At 66.7% G+C, this 22,935-nt stretch carries 30 protein-coding genes; 16 read left to right on the top strand and 14 right to left on the bottom strand.

Annotated features, from left to right (window positions below; genetic code table 11):
* Nucleotides 1-252: 252 nt before the first annotated feature.
* The 7 genes from FGL98_RS14560 to FGL98_RS14530 form a co-directional block, all read right to left on the bottom strand.
* The gene (locus tag FGL98_RS14560) at nucleotides 253-843 is read right to left on the bottom strand and encodes a 3'-5' exonuclease family protein (RefSeq protein WP_146317662.1); all 591 of its coding nucleotides are present in this window, start codon (nucleotides 841-843) and stop codon (nucleotides 253-255) included.
* A 301-nt stretch (nucleotides 844-1,144) separates the two neighbouring features.
* Nucleotides 1,145-1,387, bottom strand: a complete 243-nt coding sequence (locus FGL98_RS14555) for a hypothetical protein (RefSeq protein WP_146317660.1) — start codon at nucleotides 1,385-1,387, stop codon at nucleotides 1,145-1,147.
* Between the two features lie 11 nt (nucleotides 1,388-1,398).
* A complete protein-coding gene (locus FGL98_RS14550) occupies nucleotides 1,399-1,635 on the bottom strand; it encodes a hypothetical protein (protein WP_146317658.1) in 237 nt (78 codons plus the stop codon).
* Between the two features lie 151 nt (nucleotides 1,636-1,786).
* Complete coding sequence (locus FGL98_RS14545; RefSeq protein ID WP_146317656.1) at nucleotides 1,787-2,392, bottom strand: hypothetical protein; 606 nt, start codon at nucleotides 2,390-2,392, stop codon at nucleotides 1,787-1,789.
* A gap of 246 nt (nucleotides 2,393-2,638) precedes the next feature.
* Nucleotides 2,639-2,917 (bottom strand): putative quinol monooxygenase, encoded by a 279-nt coding sequence (locus tag FGL98_RS14540; protein WP_222432189.1) that lies wholly within the window; start codon nucleotides 2,915-2,917, stop codon nucleotides 2,639-2,641.
* 86 nt (nucleotides 2,918-3,003) lie between these two features.
* Nucleotides 3,004-3,444 (bottom strand): PIN domain-containing protein, encoded by a 441-nt coding sequence (locus FGL98_RS14535; RefSeq protein WP_146317654.1) that lies wholly within the window; start codon nucleotides 3,442-3,444, stop codon nucleotides 3,004-3,006.
* Between the two features lie 5 nt (nucleotides 3,445-3,449).
* On the bottom strand, nucleotides 3,450-3,698 hold the full coding sequence (locus tag FGL98_RS14530; protein WP_246136555.1) for a type II toxin-antitoxin system Phd/YefM family antitoxin: 249 nt from the start codon (nucleotides 3,696-3,698) through the stop codon (nucleotides 3,450-3,452).
* 270 nt (nucleotides 3,699-3,968) lie between these two features.
* Here FGL98_RS14530 and FGL98_RS14525 point away from each other — a divergent pair, with 270 nt between their 5' ends.
* The 4 genes from FGL98_RS14525 to FGL98_RS14510 all read left to right on the top strand — a co-directional run bounded on the left by FGL98_RS14525 (nucleotide 3,969) and on the right by FGL98_RS14510 (nucleotide 5,983).
* A complete protein-coding gene (locus tag FGL98_RS14525) occupies nucleotides 3,969-4,679 on the top strand; it encodes an MOSC domain-containing protein (protein WP_186526180.1) in 711 nt (236 codons plus the stop codon).
* 255 nt (nucleotides 4,680-4,934) lie between these two features.
* The gene (locus FGL98_RS14520) at nucleotides 4,935-5,327 is read left to right on the top strand and encodes a hypothetical protein (protein ID WP_146317650.1); all 393 of its coding nucleotides are present in this window, start codon (nucleotides 4,935-4,937) and stop codon (nucleotides 5,325-5,327) included.
* Nucleotides 5,328-5,429: 102 nt separating this feature from the next.
* Complete coding sequence (locus FGL98_RS14515) at nucleotides 5,430-5,714, top strand: type II toxin-antitoxin system Phd/YefM family antitoxin (RefSeq protein WP_146317648.1); 285 nt, start codon at nucleotides 5,430-5,432, stop codon at nucleotides 5,712-5,714.
* Nucleotides 5,711-5,983: a type II toxin-antitoxin system RelE family toxin gene (locus FGL98_RS14510; protein WP_222432188.1), complete on the top strand. Its 273-nt coding sequence runs from the start codon at nucleotides 5,711-5,713 to the stop codon at nucleotides 5,981-5,983. Before FGL98_RS14515 ends, FGL98_RS14510 begins: the two co-directional genes overlap by 4 nt.
* 228 nt (nucleotides 5,984-6,211) lie before the next feature.
* Here the strand turns inward: FGL98_RS14510 and FGL98_RS14505 are convergent, their stop codons facing one another.
* Nucleotides 6,212-6,961: a hypothetical protein gene (locus tag FGL98_RS14505; protein WP_146317646.1), complete on the bottom strand. Its 750-nt coding sequence runs from the start codon at nucleotides 6,959-6,961 to the stop codon at nucleotides 6,212-6,214.
* A gap of 281 nt (nucleotides 6,962-7,242) precedes the next feature.
* Between FGL98_RS14505 and FGL98_RS14500 the strand changes: the two genes are divergently transcribed.
* The 5 genes from FGL98_RS14500 to FGL98_RS25465 all read left to right on the top strand — a co-directional run bounded on the left by FGL98_RS14500 (nucleotide 7,243) and on the right by FGL98_RS25465 (nucleotide 9,584).
* Nucleotides 7,243-7,650 carry a hypothetical protein gene (locus tag FGL98_RS14500; RefSeq protein ID WP_146317644.1) on the top strand — a complete coding sequence of 136 codons (408 nt, stop codon included), beginning with the start codon at nucleotides 7,243-7,245 and terminating at the stop codon, nucleotides 7,648-7,650.
* A complete protein-coding gene (locus FGL98_RS26940) occupies nucleotides 7,650-7,991 on the top strand; it encodes a helix-turn-helix transcriptional regulator (protein ID WP_146317642.1) in 342 nt (113 codons plus the stop codon). The genes FGL98_RS14500 and FGL98_RS26940 overlap by 1 nt, the downstream gene beginning before the upstream one ends.
* A 168-nt stretch (nucleotides 7,992-8,159) precedes the next feature.
* Complete coding sequence (locus FGL98_RS14490) at nucleotides 8,160-8,528, top strand: type II toxin-antitoxin system Phd/YefM family antitoxin (RefSeq protein ID WP_222432187.1); 369 nt, start codon at nucleotides 8,160-8,162, stop codon at nucleotides 8,526-8,528.
* 23 nt (nucleotides 8,529-8,551) lie between these two features.
* Nucleotides 8,552-8,944, top strand: a complete 393-nt coding sequence (locus tag FGL98_RS14485) for a type II toxin-antitoxin system VapC family toxin (RefSeq protein ID WP_222432186.1) — start codon at nucleotides 8,552-8,554, stop codon at nucleotides 8,942-8,944.
* Between the two features lie 466 nt (nucleotides 8,945-9,410).
* The gene (locus tag FGL98_RS25465) at nucleotides 9,411-9,584 is read left to right on the top strand and encodes a hypothetical protein (RefSeq protein WP_186526179.1); all 174 of its coding nucleotides are present in this window, start codon (nucleotides 9,411-9,413) and stop codon (nucleotides 9,582-9,584) included.
* Nucleotides 9,585-9,631: 47 nt separating this feature from the next.
* Here the strand turns inward: FGL98_RS25465 and FGL98_RS14480 are convergent, their stop codons facing one another.
* Complete coding sequence (locus FGL98_RS14480) at nucleotides 9,632-10,894, bottom strand: phosphotransferase (RefSeq protein WP_146317640.1); 1,263 nt, start codon at nucleotides 10,892-10,894, stop codon at nucleotides 9,632-9,634.
* A gap of 41 nt (nucleotides 10,895-10,935) precedes the next feature.
* Here FGL98_RS14480 and nudC point away from each other — a divergent pair, with 41 nt between their 5' ends.
* The 4 genes from nudC (at nucleotide 10,936) to FGL98_RS14460 (ending at nucleotide 14,917) form a co-directional block, all read left to right on the top strand.
* Complete coding sequence (nudC, locus tag FGL98_RS14475; RefSeq protein ID WP_342779981.1) at nucleotides 10,936-11,853, top strand: NAD(+) diphosphatase; 918 nt, start codon at nucleotides 10,936-10,938, stop codon at nucleotides 11,851-11,853.
* Nucleotides 11,853-13,970 (top strand): ATP-dependent DNA helicase UvrD2, encoded by a 2,118-nt coding sequence (locus tag FGL98_RS14470; RefSeq protein ID WP_146317687.1) that lies wholly within the window; start codon nucleotides 11,853-11,855, stop codon nucleotides 13,968-13,970. The genes nudC and FGL98_RS14470 overlap by 1 nt, the downstream gene beginning before the upstream one ends.
* Nucleotides 13,971-14,172: 202 nt before the next feature.
* Nucleotides 14,173-14,418: a hypothetical protein gene (locus tag FGL98_RS14465; protein WP_146317636.1), complete on the top strand. Its 246-nt coding sequence runs from the start codon at nucleotides 14,173-14,175 to the stop codon at nucleotides 14,416-14,418.
* Nucleotides 14,419-14,500: 82 nt separating this feature from the next.
* Nucleotides 14,501-14,917, top strand: a complete 417-nt coding sequence (locus tag FGL98_RS14460; protein WP_425460997.1) for a WhiB family transcriptional regulator — start codon at nucleotides 14,501-14,503, stop codon at nucleotides 14,915-14,917.
* Nucleotides 14,918-15,234: 317 nt separating this feature from the next.
* On the opposite strand, the gene FGL98_RS14455 is transcribed toward FGL98_RS14460, so the two are convergent.
* Together FGL98_RS14455 and FGL98_RS14450 are read right to left on the bottom strand one after the other, a co-directional pair.
* The gene (locus FGL98_RS14455; protein ID WP_146317634.1) at nucleotides 15,235-16,557 is read right to left on the bottom strand and encodes an ABC1 kinase family protein; all 1,323 of its coding nucleotides are present in this window, start codon (nucleotides 16,555-16,557) and stop codon (nucleotides 15,235-15,237) included.
* Nucleotides 16,558-16,605: 48 nt separating this feature from the next.
* A complete protein-coding gene (locus FGL98_RS14450) occupies nucleotides 16,606-17,481 on the bottom strand; it encodes a TOMM precursor leader peptide-binding protein (RefSeq protein WP_146317632.1) in 876 nt (291 codons plus the stop codon).
* A gap of 206 nt (nucleotides 17,482-17,687) precedes the next feature.
* On the opposite strand from FGL98_RS14450, the gene FGL98_RS14445 reads away from it, so the two are divergent.
* A complete protein-coding gene (locus tag FGL98_RS14445; protein WP_146317630.1) occupies nucleotides 17,688-18,248 on the top strand; it encodes a M48 metallopeptidase family protein in 561 nt (186 codons plus the stop codon).
* Nucleotides 18,249-18,328: 80 nt separating this feature from the next.
* On the opposite strand, the gene FGL98_RS14440 is transcribed toward FGL98_RS14445, so the two are convergent.
* Nucleotides 18,329-18,916 (bottom strand): NUDIX hydrolase, encoded by a 588-nt coding sequence (locus tag FGL98_RS14440; RefSeq protein ID WP_146317627.1) that lies wholly within the window; start codon nucleotides 18,914-18,916, stop codon nucleotides 18,329-18,331.
* Between the two features lie 127 nt (nucleotides 18,917-19,043).
* Entirely contained in the window at nucleotides 19,044-20,531 is a 1,488-nt protein-coding gene (locus FGL98_RS14435; protein WP_246136554.1) for a zinc-dependent metalloprotease, read from the bottom strand.
* A gap of 252 nt (nucleotides 20,532-20,783) precedes the next feature.
* Between FGL98_RS14435 and FGL98_RS14430 the strand changes: the two genes are divergently transcribed.
* Nucleotides 20,784-21,218, top strand: coding sequence for a molybdenum cofactor biosynthesis protein MoaE (locus tag FGL98_RS14430; protein ID WP_146317625.1), 435 nt, complete (start codon nucleotides 20,784-20,786; stop codon nucleotides 21,216-21,218).
* On the top strand, nucleotides 21,200-22,297 hold the full coding sequence (locus tag FGL98_RS14425; RefSeq protein ID WP_146317623.1) for a YlbL family protein: 1,098 nt from the start codon (nucleotides 21,200-21,202) through the stop codon (nucleotides 22,295-22,297). Before FGL98_RS14430 ends, FGL98_RS14425 begins: the two co-directional genes overlap by 19 nt.
* An 18-nt stretch (nucleotides 22,298-22,315) precedes the next feature.
* Here the strand turns inward: FGL98_RS14425 and FGL98_RS14420 are convergent, their stop codons facing one another.
* Complete coding sequence (locus FGL98_RS14420) at nucleotides 22,316-22,834, bottom strand: PPA1309 family protein (protein ID WP_146317621.1); 519 nt, start codon at nucleotides 22,832-22,834, stop codon at nucleotides 22,316-22,318.
* Nucleotides 22,835-22,935 lie beyond the last annotated feature (101 nt).

Here is a 22,935-nt window from a genome sequence, read left to right as displayed (position 1 = left end):
TCGCCACCGAGCTCAACGCCCGACCCCGCAAGACACTGGGCTGGATCACACCCGCGCAAGCCATGCAACGTCTACTGTTTGACCCAGAAACTCCCCCCGTTGCGACGACCGCCTGAATTCGCCTCTTCCATACGGTGCACGCGATCTGACCGTGTCCGCAAGGCATGCGGAGCATGCCACAAGACGATCAGCCTGCGGGACGTCCTGAGCGATGTATCACTGAGGCGCCGGACTGATACCTGGCGAGGTGGATCAGGGCAGGTGGCCTTGGCTGATCCGCTGATGCAGTTCCCGTAGAAGGTTGGCGTAGCCACGCGCATCATCGATCGCGTGATGCGTGTGCGGGACGTCACCTAGCCATTTGATCGGTATGTCGGCTGGGGAAAAGTCGTGAAACGGTTTCCCGAGGGCTGCCGCAGTGTAACTGGCGAGGCACAGTCCGGGGCCGACAAACAGACGGTCCCGTTCTGCCGGGCCCTGTGCTAATCCATAGCGGGTGAATCGTCGCAGGTAGTAGTCGATCCACGATCCGTCGAAGGAAAGCGGACATGCTGCAAAGGTTGCGCTGACGCCAAGGTCCTGCACCCACCGGACGTACGCGTCCATGACTGCTGGTATCGGACGCGCACCTTCGGTCGTTGCTGCCCACGCGCCTTCCTGGTCCTGGAACCATGCATACGTGTCCGGGTCTGGCTGCGAGCCTGGCAGTGGTTCCAACACTGCTTCGAACACGCCAAGCTCCTCGCCATCTGCTGTCACCGCCACGGACGCAAAGGAACGCATCGAATGCGCGCCCGGCCAAGGACCGTCAGTCTCGATATCGGTAACGACGTAACTGCTCATACGGCCACCATGCCAAACACCCGGCAGTCACAGATACCGATCGTTCATCGCGACAGTCTTCGCGCGTCAGTTGCTATCAGGTGAAGATGGCGCGTCACCGGACGACTTGTAGGTCGTCGATCGAGGTCCAGGCAAGCTTGTCTCGATAGACGTTCCGCATGCGGATCGTTCACCGGTCAGGGCTCGCGCTGGCGCCAAGCCCGGGCAAACCACGCGGGACCGGGGCCGTCCCGCAGGGATCGCCGATCCAATCTGGGCAGTCATCCGGTACCGGTGGACGCTCGGAAGTCGAGTTGCTCACTCAGTGTCCGAAGCGCTTCTGTGCAGCCTGTTTCGTCACGCCCAGAGCTATGCCGATACTCAGCCAGGAATCCCCGGCGTCGCGCGCCGCGCGGACGGCGTCGTGCAGTTCACGATCGGCACGGATCACACCGTCCTGGGCCGCCAGGATCCGCCGAAAATGCACCGCGTCGTGTGCTGTGACCATCGCGGGGTCGAGGTCGTCGAGCATTCGCTCGACGTCGTTGATGTTCGTCGTTGCCATATCGGATCACCTCACTTCAGGAACTCGTAGAACTTCGGTCGTAGTCGGTCAGCGTGAATGATGCGATCGGCAGATTCTGCCGGCATCGCTACCAGCTCGAGCCAGTTGCCTGACCGGTCAGGACCGATGACGATAAGCCGCTCCTCGCCGTACTGTTCGATCTCCACCAAACGGACCGCGTTTTGGAAAGCATGCAGGATGTCAGCCTCAGAGATCCCATGCCGGAAGGCCGACTCCGTTACCCGCACATGTCAACTCTACGTTGACCTCGAATCCTCGTCAACTATGAGTTGACTGACGTTTGAGTTTGCCTGAACCGCCGTCCCGATACCCGATCGGCACACGGTGATTGCTTGCCACCGTGGATGGTGCGCGGCTGCATCTGATGGGGTGGAGGTGTCAAATGGGAGATCCGTACCAGCGCCATTCAGTGAGGCGAGCCAATTCGCCGAGGGGTGATCGGCCAGTCACATAAAGCAACATGTGACCCTGGCCCGCGTCAGGTGTCATCCGCGGCCGGTGCGGGAAAAGCCGCGCGAGGACGGCGCGGGCGAGGGATTCGGGCGGACGCCATTGCGATAAGGGCTCGAGTCCGCGGATCGCGTCGAAGGTGTGTACCAAGAGTTCAACGACACCCATGGCCGCAAAGCCGGCTGGATCGGATGCTCCGTAAACATGTTGGCCCAGAGACTGTGGATGTGTGACCGTCGCTGCCGCAGCAAGCAGTTGGGCGTTCATATTCATCGCCGCCAGCAGGCGGTCCGGGGTCGCGTGATCGTCGGGCGCGAGTTCGAAGCAGACGTAGTCCGACCGGTCAGCCAGCAGGATCTGGGCTGCATAGAAGTACAGGTCATCATTGACGTGCACGACCGTGTCCCAGACGGACCAGTTCAGATCTCGGGCGTTGGCGTTCTTCCAATCGCTGCCGGTGTGAGGCGCGAGCGCCGCGGCGCACACCTTGCTCGCCTCCTGGACAAGCAACGGCCAGCGATCATCTTCGCCCATTGGGCAATGGTCCCATGCTGCTCCGACGCCCGACCCCAACTGTTTCGATAACCGTTCCGCAGGACGAACGGTCACCGGCGATCGATGAGCCGATCTCCGATCGGGCGAGGCCGATCACGAGCACGGCGGTCGACGTTCCGCAGGGGTGTTCTAAACGGGACGCCCAAGACGATGACGGCGCACCGCTTGCCGATCACTGGCATGCGGAGCATGCCACATTGGGGATCCCTTTGCGGCGGCTGACCGTCAAGCACCCTCCGTCACGTATCGGCGTTCGATGCCGACGGTAGATCGACCCCACTCGCTGTGCGCGACCCGTTCCTGGTGCGATGCGAAAGCCGCAGCGTCACGGAACCACTCGTCGACCCGCCAGACCAAGGGGTCGTCGCTGCGAGTCACGTCGAACGAGATGCAGCCTTCTTCTGCGCGAGTCAGCGCAACGTGTCGCGCAAGATGTTCCGTCACGACAGCAACTTCGTCATCACCGTGGCAGACGAGCAGGCCCGTCAGGTGGACTCTGTTCACCTGAACATGCTGTCCCACGACAGGCACACAGTTACCTGGCCCCCGGCCCCGCATGGCGAACCTCGTGCGAAGGTCCACGGCGCGGTCTACGTCAGCGGCGGGTGCTGGCCGTTCAGGTATAGCTCGACGCGGTCCGTGGTCCACGTGGGGACGCCAGTGCCGAAGAAGTCCTGATCCTCGGTCCAGATCGGGCAGCCAAGGGTCAGCGCGGCGGCCAGGATCGGCCAGTCACGGACATCGCGTTGCTCGATGCGAGCCAGGGCCTCGTCGCGAGCGATCTCATAAACGGACTCGTGCAGTGGGCGGATCAACTGCTCGAAGTGGTCCAGCACCTCCAGCGCCGGCGCGGGGTCGACCCCTCGCCGCAACAGGAGGTCCGGCAAGTACTTGCGGGCATCGTCGAAGCACTCCACTGGCGAGAAGAAGACGACCTGGTCCAGGTACGTGAGCACGAGGTCACGTACCCGAACTCCCAGCACGAGTCGGATCAAGATGTTCGCGTCGAGCACCAGCCCGCGTTTGGCCACCACGTTCAATCGGCCCGGCGCGCGACCTTGAAGTCGGCGACGACCTCGTCGGGATCGACGCCGCGCTCGGCGAGTAGTGAGTCCAGCGTGGTCGCGGCCGTCCGCAGCGAGACGACCTCGGCGTCCTGATCGACAGGCGTAGGGATGAACCAGCCGACCGTGTGGCCGTGCCGCGTGACAGCGACTGGCTCAGCCGAGGCGATGAAGTCTGCCAGTCCCGCGCGGAATTCCCGAATACCAACCGATGAAGTCATGATGCCTCCTGTGTATCTTCGTGTACACAATACGCGTGTTTGATCGCCCGCTGCAACGCACACCAGCTACGAGTCGAAGCGCCCGGCTCTCGGCGAACGGGCATTGGCCACCGCTGGCACCGTTCCGTATGCCGAACCACCACCGGTGACGGCCAGCAGTAGATCCGGGCTCTGCGCTCAGATCTCCAGGATCGTCCCGCATGGTGTCCTATACGGGACGGTCACTGCGGCACCGTCCCGGTTCACGATCGGCCTATGAGAGGTCCGTGCGTGGCGGACTATCGTTCGGGCGTGCAGATGACGGTTGTTTCGCTACGGCGCTACCCGGTGAAGTCCATGGGTGGGGAGTCGCTAGCCTCGGCCAGGCTCGATACGCGCGGGCTCTGCGGGGATCGTTGGTTCGCCGTCGAAGACGAGGATGGCCACTTCGCCTCTGGCAAGAACACCCGCCGGTTTCGGCGACGCGACGCGGTCTTCAACTACACCGCCAGCACGAACGACACCGGTCAGGTCGTTGTGGCCTGCGGACCCCGTGCGTGGAAGGTCGGCGACCCTGCCCTGGATGACGAACTCAGCCACGTGATGGGCGCGCCGGTGCGTGTCGCCCCAGAAGTCGCGATACCACATCAGGACATGGGCGCAGTGTCCATTATTAGCACCGCGACACTTGACTGGTGCGCTCAGCGATGGGGCATCTCGTCGGATCCTCGACGACTGCGCGTGAACATCCTCTTCACCTCAGACCAGCCGTTCATTGAAGAAAAATGGGTCGGAAGTGAGGTCCGTGTCGGCGGCGTGAAGCTGCGGGTGGTAGAGCCTGTCCCGCGGTGCCGCATGATCGATATCGACCAAGACGATGCCCGGACAGAGGGCCGTTGGCTCAAGCCATTGGCTGCAGAACGCGACATGTTCCTTGCGATGTACGCCGACGTCGCAGCGACAGGGGTCATTAGGGTCGGTGACACGTTGACCGTGGGGTAACCACAGATGGTATGCCGAACCAACGCACCCGAAGCAGCACACTAATCCGCTATCCGCGGCCGTTCCGCAAGCCGAACCATCACCGACTACAGCCGGCAGCAGATCGGGGCTCCGCGCTCAGATCTCCGGGATCGTCCCACAACGTGTCCTTTACGGACGTCCCACGTCGGTGGCGCATGCCGTGGGACGCCCCTGACTGTCGGCATCCGGTGACACGATCGGCGCAGTGATGATCGTGTGCGAGGAGGCCAACCGATGAAGGTGTACGTGGCCGGACCCCTGGCCGATGCCGAGGCAGTCCGAGAAGTGCAGTCGGCCCTGGTGGCCGCTGGCCACCGTCTCACGTTGGACTGGACTCAGGAAGCCCTTGTCGCCGAGAACTATGCCTCCCGTCCGGACGCGTCGGCTGCAATGGCGCACGAAATGCTGGCGGCCGTGCTTGATGCCGACGCGGTGATTGTCGTGACATCAGACGACGACGGGCGGGGGATGTTCGTCGAGTTGGGGGCGGCTCTGGCACGCGCAGCAACGGGCGCGCTCGACCATGTGGTCGTCGTCGGTCCGATTCGGCGTGAGAGCATCTTCTACTTTCATCCACACGTCCGCCGAGTAGCCACGATCGAGGACTGGCTCACAAGCGTCGATTGACGATCGACAGCCGGCACACCTTGACCGGCCAGTTCGCTCACATGGGTGAGCTGCCGCGCCTGCCTTGCGTACATATGAGATAACTGCGCTATAATTGCGTACATGCCAGTACTACCGATTGCAGACGCTCGAGCGCACCTGTCCCAACTGATCGATGAGGCGACCACGACACACGAGCGCTTTCAGATCACGCGCAACGGTCGACGGACTGCTGTTCTGCTGTCCGCAGACGACTACGACACGCTGCAAGACACCATCGCCGTCCTGTCCGACACCGAACTGCTCGCTGCTCACCGCGAGGGCCGTACAGCCATCGATGCCGACGACTACCTCGACGCAGACCAGCTCGCCAGTACCATGCGCGAGGCCGGGCGCCTCCCACAGTGAGTGAACGCTACCGGTTGCGCATCGCCCGTCCAGCGGCCAGAGCCCTCGCAGAGGTACTCCCGGAGAAGGTGGCCACAGCCGCCTACGAATTCATCACCGGGCCACTGCTGGATAACCCTCACCGGGTTGGAAAGCCGCTCGAGCCGCCGCTGGCTCCGGCGTGGACGGCGCGACGCGGGACATACCGCATCCTCTACTTCCTCGACGACGCTCATCGGGTCGTCGAGGTCACCGCGATTCGGCACCGCTCGGATGCTTACCGGACCTGACCGGCGCGTGCAACGTCGCCATAGAGCTGGCATGCGGAGCATGCCACATGGGGATGCCATACGGAGCGCCTCTGGATGCGTCTCGGGCGCCGATGGCGATGTGGAACAGCCCCGGACGCGTCGCGCCGATTTGACCCTCAGCCGGTGGTGTGCAACATATGTGCGGATGCGTGCCCCTGCTTTCGTACCTGTGCGAGGTGGGACTGTGGCCTTTGCGCGGTCGCGCAACTATTGCGCCTCGCCGGGCGAGCGGTATGAGGGGATCCGGGACCAGTCCAGGTCCTCGACATCGACGCCGAAGTCGCTCAACGTCACGGCGTCTACCGCCGTGGAGAAGGGCATGCTCTCGGTGTAACGGATCCGACGCAGATCGGTGGCGTCCAACCACACCTCGACCGGCAACGCCAGCAGATCCTCGAGGCGGTCACGCCGCGGGCTTGGCATGCCGCCGTCGACCGCGGCCGACGCAACGGCCAAGTTGACGGTCACGGCGAAATGCCTCCACTGCTCACCGCCAACGTCGTCGACTCCCTGGTCATCGGCCCGGACGATTCCACCGAGCAGATCGACCAACCACAGTGGCGACGCGACCCGCGCGGGCTCTGCGTGCATGGTCTTACGGGCACGCCCGGACCGGCCGAACCACTGCTCGGCGCCGATCTGAACCTTCCCGGCGTTGCCGTCGCGGATCATCGACCGTCGGCCGATCAGGTCGATCACCCCTTCGGAGAACTCCTGGTGAAAGGGATCATGCTCGCTGCCGTGGTTGCGTGTCGCCAGTCGATAAGCGCCCTTGCCGAGGGCTTTCCCGACAGTCTTGGCGGCCCGCCGGCCGGCGCGACGTGCCGCGCTGCGCCCGGGATCGGCCGGCGCCGACGGCCACGACCATGACCTGTCGGTCGAACATGCGATACGAGCGGTGCCCGCAGACAGCGTGTGTGCCCGGGCCGCCTGGATCTCGGCAACCGCATCCACCATGCTCCACCTCCCCGAAGTCCTTCGTGTCCCTCACCTCATCGTGCACGAAAGAACCCGCAACCGTGAACCCCTGCCGGCAACGAGCAATGACCCGTTCACTGTCCCGCTCCCACCCGGATGCGTGCGGTGTTTCACCTCTTGCACACGTCTGACGTGTGCGGGTGTGAGCCATACGTGGAGCAGCTCCGGATGCTCGTGGAGCATTGCCTGTCCGTGACGAAGGGCGACCCAACATGACAAGTCTCCTTGACTCCACGGTGCTCTCGGCCTACCGTTGAGGCATGACAAGCAACCTTGACTTCGATGGCAGGTCAGCAGCGCGCCTGCGATGTCGGCGAAGCTTCCGCGTGCGGATGTGGTTCGGCAGCGGGTGCTACCTGCTTGCCAGCCTCGCGCTGTCCCTGTCGGGCGGCCCCTGGCGATTGGTCTCGGCGGCGCTGTCACTGCTCATCATGGTGTGGCTCGTCGTCAACACGGCGCTTCGAGCCCGGCAGCTGGACGAATACCAGGTCAAACTGCTCTTCCCCGGACTAGCGGTCGGGTTCATCCTCGCCATGATGGCCGCCCTCACCCTGGGCACACTGAGCCAGGCCGGGATCAGCGTGCCGAACGCAGGATGGCCGGTGTGCATCATCGGCGTACTCGCCTGGCAGATCACCAACCTCGCAGTCGGAGCCCCCCGGCGCTGATGAAGAACCTCATCCGTTCGGAACGCGAAGAGCACGGGTGGACCCAGGCGGTGCTCGCCGAACATCTGAACGTGTCTCGTCAAACCATCGTTGCTATCGAGACCGGCAAGTACGACCCCTCGCTGCCGCTGGCCTTCCGCATCTCCCGCCTCTTCGACAAGCCCATCGAGGACCTCTTCTTCCCAACAGTTCCCGAAGCTCAAGCAGCCCCCGAACGAAGCCGGCGGCGATCACGCGCCGGAACACGCTGGAGAAGAACACCTACGGCACCAGCACCACAGGGCAGGACCGTCCTGAACCCGCCCAGCTCGGCCCCGCAGAGCATCCCCGGCGACGGGTGATGCGATCTGCTGCCGAACGATGGCACCACGAGGGCAGTCTGAACGGACTGCCTCGGTAGGGGAACGATCACCGGCGACGAATATGACGATCGTCAGCCGGACGGGGCGGATCATCGAGCACACCGGTCCACGTTCCGCAGAGGTGTTCTATACGGGACGCCCACGACGATGACGGCCGCACTGCAAGACGATTGCTCTACGGACCTGATCGACGAGACGCTACAAGAACGCTATAGTATCGCTATGAGCGTGGTGATACAGCAGTCCGAACTGCGCAACGACAATGCGGCGGTCATGCGGCGGGTGGCCGCCGGCGAGTCCTTCGTGGTGACCGTCAACGGTCGTCCGGTGGCCGATGTGGTGCCACATCAGCGCGATACGGGCTTGCGGCGGTTCGTGCCGGTCGCCGAGGTGGCAGCGGCGTTCGCCGCGGAGCCGGTGCCCGACCCGATGGCGTGGCGAAACGATCTGGCCGCCGACGACGAGATTTTCGGCCCGGATGAGCCCACCGACCCGTTTGACCGGCAGAGGCGTTGACCTCCAGCGGACCGCGTCGTGCCTTGCTGGACACCTCGGTGGTGATCGACTTCCCGGCGGCGCAAGTCGCAGAGCTCGCCGACGAGGTCGCGGTTTCGGCTGTGACGATCGGCGAGCTGCAGTACGGCGTGGCCGTCGCGAGTGACCCGCTGACGCAGATGTCCCGGCGCCGGCGCGTGCAGGCGACCCTGGACCGGTTCGAGGTGCTGTCGTTCGACGTGAGCACGGCCGAGTATTACGGGGCGCTGGCCAGCTTGGTGCGCCAGCACGGCCGCAACCCGCGGCCACGCCGCATGGACTTGCAAATCGCTGCGACTGCAGCACGCCACGGACTGATACTGCTGACCCGGAACGGCAGCGACTTCATCGGCCTGGAGTCCGTGCTCGCCGTTGTCGACCTGCCGGACGAGCAATGAAGGACCGGCAGGCAAAGCCCCGGAACTGATGTCCGATTGACGGTCGGTCTACGGTGATGGCTTGTTGCGCGAAGCCGCACTCTTTGGACCGATGTTCGCGCGAGATCGCACTATCCTGCCCGAAAATTGCGAAACGGGGCCGGATAATGCGATCCCGATGAGGGTAAGGCGGGAAAGTGCGATGTCGATGAAGGAGGCGCTGGCGTTGCGCGTCCCGTAGAGGTCGTCCGCCTGGCCGTCCCGGGACGAGGACCTTTTGCGGCACATCAAGTGTGACTCGTAAAACGAGGGATTCCGAAACCCGCCCAGCGATGACGCAGAACGGGTGCGTTCCGCGTCCACACGACGTCTCACAGTACCCGCTGGGTGACCGCCGTTCCGAGGCGAGCTGCGAGACGCTCTGAAGGCTGGGATTTCAGTCCACCTGATCCATCGGTCAGCGCCGCTGCCGGCACTTTCCATTCCGTTGTTCCTTCTGCCGCTGCACCTGGCGTTGTTCACCGGACTTTCGACACCGCCGTTCGAGCATCTCGGCACCAAGCCGACGTCCACCCTTCACCACATAGCCACCGAGCGCGCCGCCATTGCCCGGTTCAGCCTCGACCTGCTCGAATCAACCGAGACACACGCCGCGGCGTGAGCGAGACACACGCCGCGGCGTGAGTGTGTCGCCGCCTCGACAACTCGTCAGTCTCGTCCCTCGTCGGGCCGGCTCGCGTTTGGGGACTGGGGATCGGCGTCCGAGGATGCGGTGGCGTCCGGCGCCGCCTGGTCATCGTCCTCAGCGTCATCAGCGGTCTCATCCGGTGGCGACGGCTTCTTCGACGGCTGCGGGGTGCGTGCCACCCGCTCGGACTTCTCAGAGCCCGGCGCGTTCGATCGATTGGCCGGGTCTTCCTCGTCCGGCAGGGGGATCTCCACCGTCTCGTCCTCGTCGCCGGTGTCGTGCAGGTCGACGACGCGGATGTCGGCGGGATCGACCGGATCCTGCTGCGCCGCGTCGCCGGGCCGCGGCCTTCGACGCCCGGGAGTGGACGGCAGCAAGCCCTCGTCGCCTTCGGTCTCCTCGTCGAGCCGCCGCAGTGCCGCAGCACGCCGGTGCACGAGCTCGTCATCATCAGCGGCGACGGCATCCATGAGCGCGGTGACCCGCTGCAGCTCGGCCGCCAGGCGGATACGCCTGGACAGGTGCGGGTCGGGGGCGTCCCGGCGGGCACCGGCATACGACTCGATGACGGTGTCGAACGCCCCTGATGGCGCGAGCACCGAGAGCGGCGCAAAGTCCTCAGCAGGATCGGAGACGCCGGCGTGCTCCCAGCCGATGATCGCCGTGACGCCGCCGTCGACGAGCACATCCGCGCTTTCGAGCGGGCCGTGCGTGGTGCAGGTGGCGAACTTCCACAAGGTCACCTCCTCAAGGGCTCGCTCCCACCGGCCCAGCAGACCGGCCGGCACGTGGCCGGTGATGGCGGCGCGATCCAGGCCGGCCAGCTTGCGAGCCCGGTAGGCGTCGGCGTCGTAGGTCGGCAGTCCGGACTCCTCGACCACCCGTGGGTCGATGTCGTGCAGGGCGGCCAGCGCCTTACCGACGCTGCGAGCCAGCGCACCGCCGGCCTCCAGGGTGCGCCAGGTGGTCGCCTCGCCGGGCAGATGTGGCAGCACGGCGACGGTGTCCCCATCGGAGGTGACGGTGAGCCCCTCGAGGCGTGGCACGGCATACGGCAGTCTCTTGGCGAGCAGACGGGTCAGGGCATCGGACTGCTCCAGGGCGGCGCCGGCGGCCGCGCTGAGGGCAACCTTCACATCCCAGGTCCGGTCATCGTCGGTGACCACGAGTGCGACCTGGTAGTGCGCGCCCGGACGCGTGGTCGTGCCATGCACCGAAACAGGGTGCAGCCGGGGCACGGCAGAGTGAGCGAGGGCGGCGAGAACCAGCGGACGTCGAAGCACGTGCCCACGGTATGCCGGACCGACGCCTTAGCCTGGGAGACGTGCCCGCGACTTCGCAAACTCCTTTTGACCTGATCCTGACCCGCGCGACCCATGATCGCGCCGGTACTTCCCGCCGGGACGAGCAACTGCTGCCGAGACTGCTCGCCGATCCGGCCACGCAGGTGGTGGATCTGTGGGGCGATCGAGTGGTGCTGGACGCTGCGGGCCAGCGCCTCGCAGTGCGTCCGCCCGAGGCTGCGGACGCCGGCCGCCTCGCCATCTATCTGGGTGTTGCCCGCGAGATCCAGGTGGTGGCGGTGGTGCGCGACCTGGACGATGCGCCGGGCGAGACGCACTCGCTGCGCTCTGCCGGTATGCAGCTGGGCGACGACGTCGATGTCAGCCTGGTCACCACGGCAGTCGGCATCGTCAACTGGCACGCCCGGCAGGGCTTCTGTCCGCGCTGCGGCGCTCCGACCACTGTGATGGAGGCCGGCTGGGTGCGTCGGTGCACAGTAGATGGCTCGGAGGACTATCCACGAACCGACGCGGCGGTGATCATGTCGGTGGTCGACGACGACGACCGACTGCTGCTGGCACACGGCACCCGATTCCGTGGCGGCGTGGGGATGTCGGTGCTGGCTGGTTTCGTGGAGCCAGGCGAGTCGCTCGAGGCGGCAGTCGAGCGAGAAGTGATGGAGGAGGTCGGCGTGCCGGTCACCGATGTGCGCTATCTCGGCAACCAGCCCTGGCCCTTTCCCGCCTCGCTGATGGTCGGGTTCACGGCGCGGGCCACGGCGACCACGCTGCGCACCGACCCGGTGGAGATCAGTGCGGCACGCTGGTTCAGTCGAGAGGAGTTCGCGCAGGCGCTGAAGGACGAGACCCTCACCGTCCCGGCACGGCTGTCGATTGCGCGGCATCTCATCGAGCACTGGTACGGCGGTCCGGTCTCCGGTCTGTGGAAGCACTCGTGATCACAGCGGACGAGGTGCTCCTCGGGTTGGACCCGGAGCAGCGTGAGGTGGCGGCATCCCCGCTGGGGCCGATGTGCGTGCTTGCCGGCGCCGGCACCGGCAAGACCCGCGCGATCACGCACCGCATCGCCTACGGCGTGCACTCGGGGGCGTATCAGGCCGGGCGAGTGCTGGCCGTCACGTTCACCGCGCGGGCCGCAGGGGAGATGCGCACCCGGCTGCGGTCGCTCGGGCTGCCGACCGTGCAGGCGCGCACGTTCCACTCGGCGGCCCTGCGTCAGCTGCACTACTTCTGGCCGCAGGCGATCGGTGGGCCGGCACCGGAGGTGCTCGCCCACAAGGCGCCCGTCGTCGGCGAGGCCGGCGCGAGGTTGCGCCTTCAGTTGGACCGCACGGTGGTTCGTGACCTCGCGTCCGAGATCGAGTGGGCCAAGGTGTCGATGCTGACCCCGGAGACCTACCGATCCGCGGCCCAGCGCGCCGGGCGCGAACCCGCGGAGCTGGACCTGACCGCGATGGCCCGGCTGTGGGAGGCCTACGAGGAGGTGAAGACCGCGCGCGGCGTCATCGACTTCGAGGATGTGCTGTTGACCATGGCCGGCATCATGTCGGACCGGGAGGACATCGCCGCGCAGGTGCGCAGCCAGTACCGCCACTTCGTGGTGGACGAGTACCAGGATGTCAACCGGGTCCAGCAGGCACTGCTGGACCTGTGGGTTGGCGGGCGGGGCGATCTGTGTGTCGTGGGCGATCCGGCGCAGACCATCTACTCGTTCACCGGCGCGTCCCCGCAGCACCTGACGCAGTTCAGCGGTCGTCATCCGCAGGCGCGCACGGTGCGGCTGGTGCGCAATTACCGTTCCACGCCGCAAATCATCGCCCTGGCGAACCTGTTGCTCTCGTCAGGACCGCAGCGCAGCGACACCGTGCGTCTGCAGGCGCAACAGGAGGGTGGACCCGCGCCCTTGCTCACGGCCTACACCGATGACCAGACGGAGGCCGCCGGCACTGCGTCGAGCATCAAGGCGCTTCTCGCGCAGGGGTATCCCGCCAGTCAGATCGCGGTGCTCTATCGCATCAACGCCCAGTCGGAGGCGATCGAGCAGGCGCTGTCGGCCGCCGGCGTTCCCTATCTCGTGCGCGGTGGTGAGCGGTTCTTCCAGCGTAAGGAGGTCCGGGGCGCGATGCTGCTGCTGCGCGGGGCGGTGCGATCCGACGACGGCACCGTGCCCTTGGGCAACCTGGTGCGCGACGTCATCACACCGGCCGGGTGGTCGCCGGAACGTCCCTCTGGCGGGGCGACGCTCGAGCGCTGGCAGTCGCTGAACGCCGTGGCGGAGCTGGCCGACGATCTCGCCGAGCGGGACGAGCTTCGGATGCGAGACTTCGTCGCGGAGCTGGAGCGACGCGCGTCCGAGCAGCATGCGCCGACCGTGGAGGGGGTGACCCTCGCTTCGCTGCATGCCGCGAAGGGCCTCGAATGGGATGCCGTGCTGATGGTCGGATGCTCCGACGGGCTGATGCCGATCTCCATGGCCGAAGGCGCTGCCGAGATCGAGGAGGAGCGGCGGCTGCTGTACGTCGGGCTCACCCGGGCACGCCGCTACCTGGAGCTCAGCTGGGCGGCCGCGCGCAACCCCGGGGGCCGGGCATCGCGCCGGCCGTCCAGGTTCCTCGACGTTGCCGCCTCCCTGCTCGGCGACGGTGCCCGCAGCGCACCCCGCAAATCCGCTGCAAAGGCGCGCAAGCCGGTGCGGGTGAAGCGTTGCCGCACCTGTGACTCGAGTCTCGACACGGCTGCCGAGCGCAAGATCGGGCGGTGCTCGGACTGTCCCGCAACCTACGACGAGGATCAGTTCGAGGCACTCCGCAGCTGGCGACTCGCGGTGGCCGCCGGGCAGAAGGTGCCGGCGTTCGTGGTGTTCACCGATGCGACGCTGATCGCCATCGCCGAACGTCGGCCGACCTCGCCTGCCGAGTTGACCGCCGTCTCCGGTGTGGGTGCCCGCAAGCTCGCGGCCTACGGCGAATCCGTGATCGGGGTGCTCTCCGGGCAGGATCCGGACCAACTGGCGCAGCGGTGTGTAGCGGCACTGCGCAGCGCTGACGACGATTAGTTTTCAGATTATTTTTCGTTTGAATTCCGTTGATGCAAAAGAAGATTGCATCCAACGGTGCGAGTTTCGCAAAAGTTCTTGCGAAAATGGCCGAAAATCAGTTGCCACGCCTCAAGGGAGCAACGTAACGTTTAGCACGTTCAGCTCAGAGGTCTAGGCGGCCGGCTGAGGACAGCGAACCAGTGAAGGAGGGTTTGGCGAGATGAAGACCACAGACATGACGCGCGGCGATATGCGGTGTATCCAGATCAGCATGCCGACCCTCTCACCCGTCGGCGGCGGATTCCAGGGGATCGCTGTGCCCACGCTCGGCGTCCTGCAGACGTCCATGCGTGACCGGGCCTTCGCTGCTCGCGATGCCGTTCACGCCGGCGTCATCGACTACCCGTCCATCAACAAGTTTGCCGACGGTGTCAGCCGTTCCGCACCAGATAGACCACCTGCCTGATCAGCTAAAGCAGGCAGGTCGTCCTTCAGGCCGCGGAACCCGACACCAGGGTCCGCGGCCCTTTTTGTGTTGCGGTCCACCCATGACCAGCAGGAAGCCGAGCTCAATGCCCAAGAGCACGACCACCCAGACCATCCAGCGTCGAACCAGCGGCGTTGTGTGCACACCCGAGCTCCGCACCAGGAGCACGAACACGAAGGAGGTGCCACCGATGATGCTGTGCGATCTGATCGATCAGACATCGAAGGCGGCAGACAGGGGACTGGAGCTGCCATGCCGGGTGAACGACCCGGAGCTGTGGTTCGCCGAGCGACCCGAGGACGTCGAGCTGGCCAAGACGATGTGCCGGGAGTGCCCGCTGCGCCAGGAGTGTCTCGCCGGCGCCAAGGACCGGCGTGAGCCATGGGGTGTCTGGGGCGGTGAGCTCTTCATGCAGGGCGTCGTGATCGCCCGAAAGCGCCCCCGTGGTCGTCCGCGCAAGCAGCGCGAAGCCGCCTGAGGCCGACCATGATCCGTTGCACGAATAGGCACCGCACCGTATCCGGTGTGGCACGCCGACCTACCTGTTCGGGATACAGCCTGCTGTCCAGGAGAATGACGATGTATCAGTTGCTTCATGTCGAGCTCGCGAGGAGTCGACATCTCGAGCTTGAGCGCCTACGCGCAAAGACACAGAGAGATTCAGGACGGCGCGTCGAACAGCGCGGTCAGACGCGGTGATGATCACCACGCCGGCCACGGCCGCCTGCCGTGGCCGGCTTTGTCATGTTTGGAACAACCGTCGCAGCAGGGGTTTCAACGCTTGTGAGGGCGCTGTCAGCGCACCGGTGGCAGCTCGGTGCCGGGCACGCACCGGTCGAAGATCTCGCGGGCGGGCACCGTGCCGCCGATCTGACAGAGCACGGCGATGCCACCTAGCCAGGTGCGGTGAATCAGCAGGTAGCGTGGCGGCAGGTTGAGGCGCAGGCCTACCCGAAACTGTGTGCTGCGAGGATCGTTGATGTAGTTGAAGATTCCGCGAATCCACTCTCGGGAGAAGGTGAACTCGCTACTCGCCAGCGGCGTGAGGAAGACCTTGAGGTAGTCGAGCAGCTCGTCCGCGTCGATGCTGATCCTGGACTTGACGAACCCCTCGTCGCGCAAGCCGTCCAGCACTCCCTCGGCGTCACCCTGCATCGCGAGGGTCACCAGCTGGCCGAGCTCGGGCGGTAGGCCGTCGGGCAGCCGGTTGACCGCGCCGAAGTCGAGCACGCCGAGTCGCCCGTCCGACAGCAGGCGGAAGTTGCCCGGGTGGGGGTCGGCATGCAGCAGGCCGGAGCGTTCCGGCCCACCGATGAGGAACTCGAGGTAGCGGGCGGCCGCGACGTTGCGTTGCTCCTGGGTGCCCTCGGAGATGATCTTGGACAGCGGGATCCCCTCGACCCATTGACCGATGATGACGTGCTGGGAGGACGCGACCACTTGCGGCAGGAGGTATGCGGGGTCGTCGGCGTAGGCCTGCGCGAACTGCTCCTGCATGGCCGACTCCAGGTCGTAGTCGACCTCTTCGGCCATCCGGCCCTTCAGCTCGTCGAGGATCGGGCCGATGTCCAGGCCGGGAACCCACCCGGTCGTCAACCGGGCGACGATCGCCAGCTGGTTCAGGTCGGACATGAGCGCCTCGCCGGCGCCCGGGTACTGCACCTTGACAGCAACCTCCTGGCCGTTCTCCCACACGGCGCGGTGCACCTGACCGATCGAGGCTGCCGCGGCCGGCTTGTCGGTGAAGGAGACGAAACGGTCCCGCCAGTCGACCCCCAGCTCCTCGGCCAGAATCTTGTGGACGGTGGCCACCGGCATCGCGGGTGCAGAGTCCTGCAGCCGGGTCAACGTTGCCCGGTAGGGACCCGCCAGCTCTTCCGGCACAGCCGCCTCGAGCATCGACAGTGACTGGCCGAACTTCATCGCCCCACCCTTGAGAGTGCCCAGCACTCGGAACAGGTGCGCGGCGGTCTGTGCCTGCAGCTCGGCCGCCACCACTTCGGCGGGGCGCCCACCGACGCGCTTGCCGAGCCCCAGCGCCGCCCGGGCCCCGTAGCCCAGGGGCAAGGTGGCCAGTCGTGCGGTCCGCGAGACCGCTCTGCGCGGCAGATCACTCATACTGCGCCTTCGTGGGTTCGACTCATGAGTCCATTGTCTCCCGCGAGGTCAGGCACGCGAGACTGCCCCGCGGGTGTCGGACCGGTCGGCCCGCATGCAGGCACACTCCGGGTGCGGCGTCCACACGTGGTACTGCACCTGCGGGCGGGGGCTTGCGACCGACAGGCACGTCCCGGCGGGAAGTGGCCGGCCGGCCAGCAGACCACGTGTGGTCAGGCCGACCAGTCCGGCAGTCATCGCCACCAGGTCCGGCGCTGTGGTGACCTCGCCCGGCAGCGGGCCGGCACTGTCCAGCTGCGTCACGAGGTCGGGCCAGTGCGGGTCGCGAGCCGTGCGGTGCCGGTCGAGGCAGCGCAGGCATGGACCGTGCGTTCCGGGCCGCACGAGAGGGCCGATCATCACCTGTGTTGCCTCGACGACCACGGGCAGGTGAGGTATGCGCAGGCGCTGCCACCCGGCATACATGGGCGGCGCGAGCCCTTCCTGGCAGGGCAGCACGACCAGGTCGAGCGGCTGGTGCGCCGGCCCGGCGACGCCCTGCTCGAGCTGGTGGATCTCGTGCGTCTCGGTGATGACGCGCCCGGCGATGGATGTCAGCACGCCCGCCAGCGCGTCGGGGATCGGGCCGCTTCCTGCCACGATCACCGTGCCGGTCCGGCCGGCGTGCTGCGTGACCTCGTGTGCGGCGCGGCCCAGGAGCTCGACGATGTGGTCCCAGCGCGCCGATGGTGGCCGGGTGCTGGTTGCCCGGCTCCACTGGAACGCGGTGAGCGGGCCGAGCTCGGTGATCGCGCGGGTCTCCTCGTCGCTCAGTCCGGACAGGATCGTGCCCCGACGCTCGCCCATCCCGAGTTGGACCTCATGGTCGTTGCGGCGCCGTGCCCGCAGTCGTGGAATGTCGGGGGGCGGTGCGGTCTGGGTCATGGCCGGTCCTTCAAAGAGGCTGCGTCACCGGGCTCCGGCGAGCGCGAGAGACCACGGTGACACGGACCGGGGAGACGGGTGAGAAGTTATCCACAGCTGCGTCCGGGAGCACGGGGATCTGTCCACCGGCCCCGCCGAATTGCCCCGCATGTCGGTGCAACGACGTAGGTTCTTCCTATGAGAGGTACCTCACAAGGCCACCCCGGATGAGCGCGGTGCAGCCCGAGACGACGGCACAGGTTGAGATCCGCAGGTCTGCCCGCCGCCGTCGGACCGTCTCCGCATATCGCGACGGGGACCGGATCGTCGTGCTTGTGCCCGCCCGCCTCAGCAAGGCGGAGGAATCTCGCCTGGTGGAGGAGATGGTGCGCAAGATCGAGGCCAAGACCTCCAGAGGACCGCTCGGAGACGACGAGCTGAACCGGCGTGCGCTGCGCCTGGCGCAGCGCCATCTCGGCGGACTGGCGCACCCGCAGTCCGTGCGGTGGGTGACCAACCAGAACAGCCGATGGGGCTCGTGCACCCCATTGCACGGCACGATTCGTCTGTCGCACCGGTTGCAGGGCATGCCGGACTACGTCATCGACTACGTCCTGCTGCACGAGTTGGCGCACCTGCTGCAGCCAGATCACAGCAAGAGCTTCTGGTCACTCCTGCGCGACTACCCCCACCTCGAGCGGGCGCGGGGTTTCCTCGAAGGCGCCGCCTTCAGCTCGGGCACCACGATGGATGACGATGACACCGATTCGGCCACGCCCGAGGCGTGAGCCCGACGCGGGCCGAACGGCGGGGACAATGGGGCGTCGGTGCCGGGTGGGAGTAGGACCGCGATGACCGTGACGAGTCGTCAGGCGGTCTGGTCGGCCAGCCTGTCGCGTACGCGGGGCAGGGCACTGAGCAGCGCGGGGTCGGTCGGCTCGGGCAGCGCATCGACCGGCCACCAGGCGATCTCGTGCGACTCGTGGGAGACCACGGGAGTCGCTCCTTCGTCGGCGACTGCGGCGAAGCGCAGATCAAGGTGTGAGCGGCATCGGCCGAACGTGGCGGCGAGCTGGTGGTGGTCGAGGTGCACGATCTGCGGAAGGGCGCGCAACGAGGCAAGCCCGGACTCCTCGACGGCTTCCCGGGTCGCGGCCTCGGCCACGGTCCGATCGTGCTCCTCGAAGTGGCCGCCGACCTGCAGCCAGAGCTTCGCCTTCTTGTGCAGCACCAGCAGCACCCGCTGCAGGTCGTGGTCGAAGACGAACGTGCTGGCGGTGAAGTGCTCGGCGGGTCCGCCGCGCCACATCGCCTCGGGGCGGGCGTCCAGGTGGGACAGGTAGGACCGGCGCAGCGACTCCTGCGCCGCATCCGGGGTGCGCCAGTCCGCCAGCAGTGCGCGGGCGTCGGCATGCAGCCGGCGGAACCCCTCCGGCGCGGTGGCTCGGGTCACCATGTCAGGCGACCCGTCCTACCAACAGGACTCGAGCGTGTCCGCAGAGCCAAGCAGCCCGGAAAGGCAACGCTGCGACTCGTTCGGCGGTGGTCGAGTCCTGTTGGGGTGACCGGATTCGGGCGAGCCACTAGGTGGGCTCGCCGCCATCGGAGTCCGAGTCCCTCTCCGCTGTGCGCGAGGTGTCGTCGGGCCCACCATCATCGCCCTCGGCGTCGAACTCGGCTCGTCCCTGCGCGAGCAGCTGGTCCAGCGCATCGTCCATCGCGTCGCGCTCGGGGACCGTCTGCTCGCCGGAGGTGCGGCGCTCGACATAGCTGGCCGGGTCATCCAGATCGGCGCCCGTCGGTGCGAAGTCCGGGTGCTTCCAGGACGCGTCGCGGGTGGCGGCGTCACTGGCCTCCTCGAGCGCGGAGAAGAGCGCGGCGGCTTCCCGCATCCGCCGTGGCCGCAGCTCGAGTCCCACCAGGGAGGCAAAGACCCGCTCGGCGGGGCCGCTGGTCGCCCGGCGGCGACGCACTGTCTCGGCGAGTGCGGACACGTGTGGCAGATGCGCCGCGACAGCCCGTTCGGTGACGACGTCGACCCACCCTTCGACCAGAGCCAGCAGTGTCTCGAGGTGTCCGAGCGCACGCTGCTGGGCCTCGCTGGGCTCCGGCGTGAACATCGACCCCTGCAGGGCGGACTGCATGGCGGCGGGGTCGGAGGTGTCCGCGTCGCGGATGGCCTCCTCAATGCGTTCGGTGTCGATGCTGATGTCTCCGGCGTAGGACTGCACGGCGGCGATCAGCGCCGGGCCGAGCCACGGGACGCCCTGGAAGAGCCGCACGCGAGCGGACTCGCGGACGGCGAGGTAGAGGTGAACCTCTCCGGCGTCGACGCTGAGGCCGTCCGCGAAGGCCGCCACATTGTGCGGAAGCACGACGACCGGGTTGCCCTCGACGAGAGGTAGGCCCATCTCCGTGCCGGTCACGACGTCACCGGCGAGTGCCCCAACGGCCTGGCCGACCTGCATACCGAACATCGCGCTGCTCATCCGTGCCACCATCGGCTCCATCTGCCCCATCAGGGCAGCGGGGTCCATGCCGGGCGGCAGGCCGAGCTCCTCGGCCTCTGCTCCGCCGAGCTGGCTCAACTGCTCGCGCATGGCCTTCTGGATCGCGGCACCGACCCCGAGGGCCACTGGTTCCACCAGCTGACGCCACATCGGCATGGTCTGCTCGACCCACTCGGCACGACTCCACGCCTTGACGCCGCTGGTGGCGGGGAAGTCGGTGACCTCATCGAGCCACAGGTTTGCCACATGCGCCACCTGCTCGACGTCGCGGGCGGTGGTTGCGCCGATCGACTGGTCACCCTCGGCGGCGACGGCCTTGCGGGCCACATCGGTGGCCATTGCCACGTTGAAACCACCGTCGGCCGGCGCGCTCATCATGGCCTGAATCTGGGACTGCACCATCTGCATCATGGCCGGATCGATGTTCTCCAGGCCAAGCTGCTTGAGCGCGTCGGCCAGCTGGGGGTTGTCGGCGAGGTTGCCGCCCATCAGGTTGCGCAGCAGCTCCCCGAAGTCTGGCTCGTCGGGCCCGTCGGGCTGGGCGGGGTCGTTGTCTGCCACGATGATCTCCTTGCCACGAATGGTGGATGAGAGGATGTCGGTCTCCCACCAGATAACCACGAGGAGCCACCGTTGAGTTCCACAGGTCGCCGCGTTCGCTCAGGGCGCAGCGATCGGATCGCGGTGACCCGGCCAGACGGCGCGCCGACACGTGCCGCGATCAACCATCTCACGTCGCCCGAGTCGCAGTCGCGGTCGGAGCGCTGGCCGCAAGCAGGCGCCGGCGGCGCCGAAGATCAGGAGAATGGGCAGATGAGCACACCGCGGGATCCACGAATTCGGCTGATCGACATCCGTGACGAACCGCTGTCCGTCGACGAGGTCATGCAAGCGGTCCGTGACGACCGCGCTGGTGGCATCGCGCTGTTCGTCGGCCAGGTCCGATCGCAGGACCAGGGCCTTGGCGTGCAGCAACTGGACTACACCGCGCACCCCACGGCAGTCGAGGAACTGGCTCGCGTGGCCGCCGAGGTCCTGACCGAGGAGGTGACCGCGATCGCCGCGATCCACCGGATCGGTACGCTGCGGGTCGGCGATCTCGCGGTCGTGGTCGCCGCGGCGGCACCTCACCGGGGTGACGCACTCACAGTGTGTTCAGCAATGATTGACACCCTTAAGCACCAGGTGCCGATCTGGAAGCACCAGGCCTTCAGCGATGGGACGGATGAATGGGTGGGACTGCCGTAGCCGAGGACGACGCGCAGCAGCACGGTCCACGTCGGGCAGGTCTTCGACCCCGCAATGTCGTCCTGCTCGCCGTCGGGATCGTCATCGTGATTGCGGTGGCGCTGCTCAATGTCATCCACGTGCCGGTGGCGATCCTGCGGCCCGGCCCGGTGCAGAACATCTTCGGTGAGATCAACGGCAAGCCGGTCCTGCAGATCTCCGGCGCGAAGACCTACCCCACCAGCGGCACGCTCGACTTCACCACCGTCTCGATGGCCGGTGGACCGCAGTATCCGGTGTCGGTGATGGAGTGGATCGGGGCGAAGTTCGATCACGACGCCGAGATCGACCCGGCGAGCATGTGGTTTCAGTCCGGTGTCAGCGGCAAACAGGTGCAGCAGCAGAACACCTCTGAGATGACCGATGCACAGCAGACCGCCAAGGTCGTCGCGCTGCGGGCCAGCGGGCTGAAGGTGCCCGAGGTGATCAAGGTCGCGATGGTCGCCGACAACGCGGCGTCGGGCAAGCTCTTGAAGGTCGGCGACGTGATCGTGAGTATCAACAAGACCGCGATCGACCGACTCGACACCGTCGCTCAGGTGATGGGCAAGGTGAAACCAGGTGCCAAGGTAGCGATGGTGGTCAGCCGCAACGGCGAGGACGTCCGGCTGTCGGTGCCGACCGCCGACAATTCCGGCCGGGCCGTCTTCGGCATCGGGATCACCCCGTCCTACACGTTCCCCGCGAAGGTGAACCTGAACGTCGGTGACGTCGGCGGCCCATCGGCCGGCACGATGCTGTCGCTGGCCATCTACGACAAGCTGACGCCCGGTTCGCTGACCGGAGGCAAGAAGTTCGCCGGCACCGGCACGATCAGCGAGGACGGCGTGGTCGGCCCCATCGGTGGTCTCCGCCAGAAGTTGGCCGGCGCCAGAAGCGCGGGTGCCCAGTACTTCCTCGCACCGGCCAGCGACTGCAGCCAGGCCAAGGGGCACGTGCCCGCCGGGCTGACCGTCATCAAGATCTCCTCGTTCGGGCAGGCCGTCTCGGTGGTCAAGAAGGTCGCTGCGGGCCAGACGACCGGACTGCCCGGCTGCTGAACGGCGACCGGGGCCCGATCAGTCGGCCAGAGTCGCCTTCAGCGCCTGCACCAGCCCAGGCGCGATGTCGTCCCCGACCGCGACACTGTCGTCGCTGTCGTTGGCGCGCTGTCGGAGCAGACAGATGGACTCACCGGTGCGTAGGACGGCGACGAGCAGCCGCACATCCTGCCGGTCCGGGTGCGCGGCGAGCACCTCGGTCGCCTTCTGTGGGTCATCGGGAAGGCCCCGCTCCGCCTCCGGCGGCACCACGATCCGTTCGATCGCGATGGCGGCGCCGTCAACCTCGGGTGGCCAGGCCAGCCTGCCGAGCAACGACTCCAGGGACGAGGTCGGGGCAAAGCCTTCCTGTTCGATGGTGCTCAGCGCGGCGGGGTCGGTGCCGCTGAGCTGGCCGGCGAGCGCGGGTTCGCGTTCCACCAGACCGGCGTTGCCCGCGATCGCGAAGAGCCGGGGAGGCTGGTCCCACCCGGCGGCCGAGACGTGGCGCTCGGTGTCGATCGCACACTCGGTCAGAGGGGTGAGCGGGGTTCGCATGGAACCATGCTGCCGTACGAGTCGTTGCGCGATGGTGATGGGTCCTCGCTCGCACCCACAAGGTCGGGCGTTAGGTTGGAGCCACTTGACCACGCGAGGAA

It is taken from the genome of Leekyejoonella antrihumi, assembly GCF_007845645.1.
GTDB classification, from domain to species: Bacteria; Actinomycetota; Actinomycetes; order Actinomycetales; family Dermatophilaceae; genus Leekyejoonella; species Leekyejoonella antrihumi.
The sequence above is the reverse complement of the archived record's forward strand: the minus strand, read 5'-3'. Positions and strand labels throughout refer to the sequence as shown.

Excerpts from the sequence above, each read along its gene's own strand:
- FGL98_RS14490 (WP_222432187.1), top strand. The coding sequence starts at position 8,160 with ATGACGGCCGCACTGCAAGACGATTGCTCTACGGACCTGATCGACGAG.
- FGL98_RS26940 (WP_146317642.1), top strand. The coding sequence starts at position 7,650 with ATGAAGAACCTCATCCGTTCGGAACGCGAAGAGCACGGGTGGACCCAG.
- FGL98_RS14455 (WP_146317634.1), bottom strand. The coding sequence starts at position 16,557 with ATGAGTGATCTGCCGCGCAGAGCGGTCTCGCGGACCGCACGACTGGCC.
- FGL98_RS14500 (WP_146317644.1), top strand. The coding sequence starts at position 7,243 with ATGACAAGCAACCTTGACTTCGATGGCAGGTCAGCAGCGCGCCTGCGA.
- FGL98_RS14515 (WP_146317648.1), top strand. The coding sequence starts at position 5,430 with ATGCCAGTACTACCGATTGCAGACGCTCGAGCGCACCTGTCCCAACTG.
- FGL98_RS14555 (WP_146317660.1), bottom strand. The coding sequence starts at position 1,387 with ATGGCAACGACGAACATCAACGACGTCGAGCGAATGCTCGACGACCTC.
- FGL98_RS14530 (WP_246136555.1), bottom strand. The coding sequence starts at position 3,698 with ATGACTTCATCGGTTGGTATTCGGGAATTCCGCGCGGGACTGGCAGAC.
- FGL98_RS14445 (WP_146317630.1), top strand. The coding sequence starts at position 17,688 with ATGAGCGCGGTGCAGCCCGAGACGACGGCACAGGTTGAGATCCGCAGG.
- FGL98_RS14460 (WP_425460997.1), top strand. The coding sequence starts at position 14,501 with ATGACCAGCAGGAAGCCGAGCTCAATGCCCAAGAGCACGACCACCCAG.
- FGL98_RS14430 (WP_146317625.1), top strand. The coding sequence starts at position 20,784 with ATGAGCACACCGCGGGATCCACGAATTCGGCTGATCGACATCCGTGAC.
- FGL98_RS14450 (WP_146317632.1), bottom strand. The coding sequence starts at position 17,481 with ATGACCCAGACCGCACCGCCCCCCGACATTCCACGACTGCGGGCACGG.
- FGL98_RS14420 (WP_146317621.1), bottom strand. The coding sequence starts at position 22,834 with ATGCGAACCCCGCTCACCCCTCTGACCGAGTGTGCGATCGACACCGAG.
- FGL98_RS14425 (WP_146317623.1), top strand. The coding sequence starts at position 21,200 with ATGGGTGGGACTGCCGTAGCCGAGGACGACGCGCAGCAGCACGGTCCA.
- FGL98_RS14520 (WP_146317650.1), top strand. The coding sequence starts at position 4,935 with ATGAAGGTGTACGTGGCCGGACCCCTGGCCGATGCCGAGGCAGTCCGA.
- FGL98_RS14440 (WP_146317627.1), bottom strand. The coding sequence starts at position 18,916 with ATGGTGACCCGAGCCACCGCGCCGGAGGGGTTCCGCCGGCTGCATGCC.
- FGL98_RS14560 (WP_146317662.1), bottom strand. The coding sequence starts at position 843 with ATGAGCAGTTACGTCGTTACCGATATCGAGACTGACGGTCCTTGGCCG.
- FGL98_RS14465 (WP_146317636.1), top strand. The coding sequence starts at position 14,173 with ATGAAGACCACAGACATGACGCGCGGCGATATGCGGTGTATCCAGATC.
- FGL98_RS14545 (WP_146317656.1), bottom strand. The coding sequence starts at position 2,392 with ATGGGCGAAGATGATCGCTGGCCGTTGCTTGTCCAGGAGGCGAGCAAG.
- FGL98_RS14505 (WP_146317646.1), bottom strand. The coding sequence starts at position 6,961 with ATGGTGGATGCGGTTGCCGAGATCCAGGCGGCCCGGGCACACACGCTG.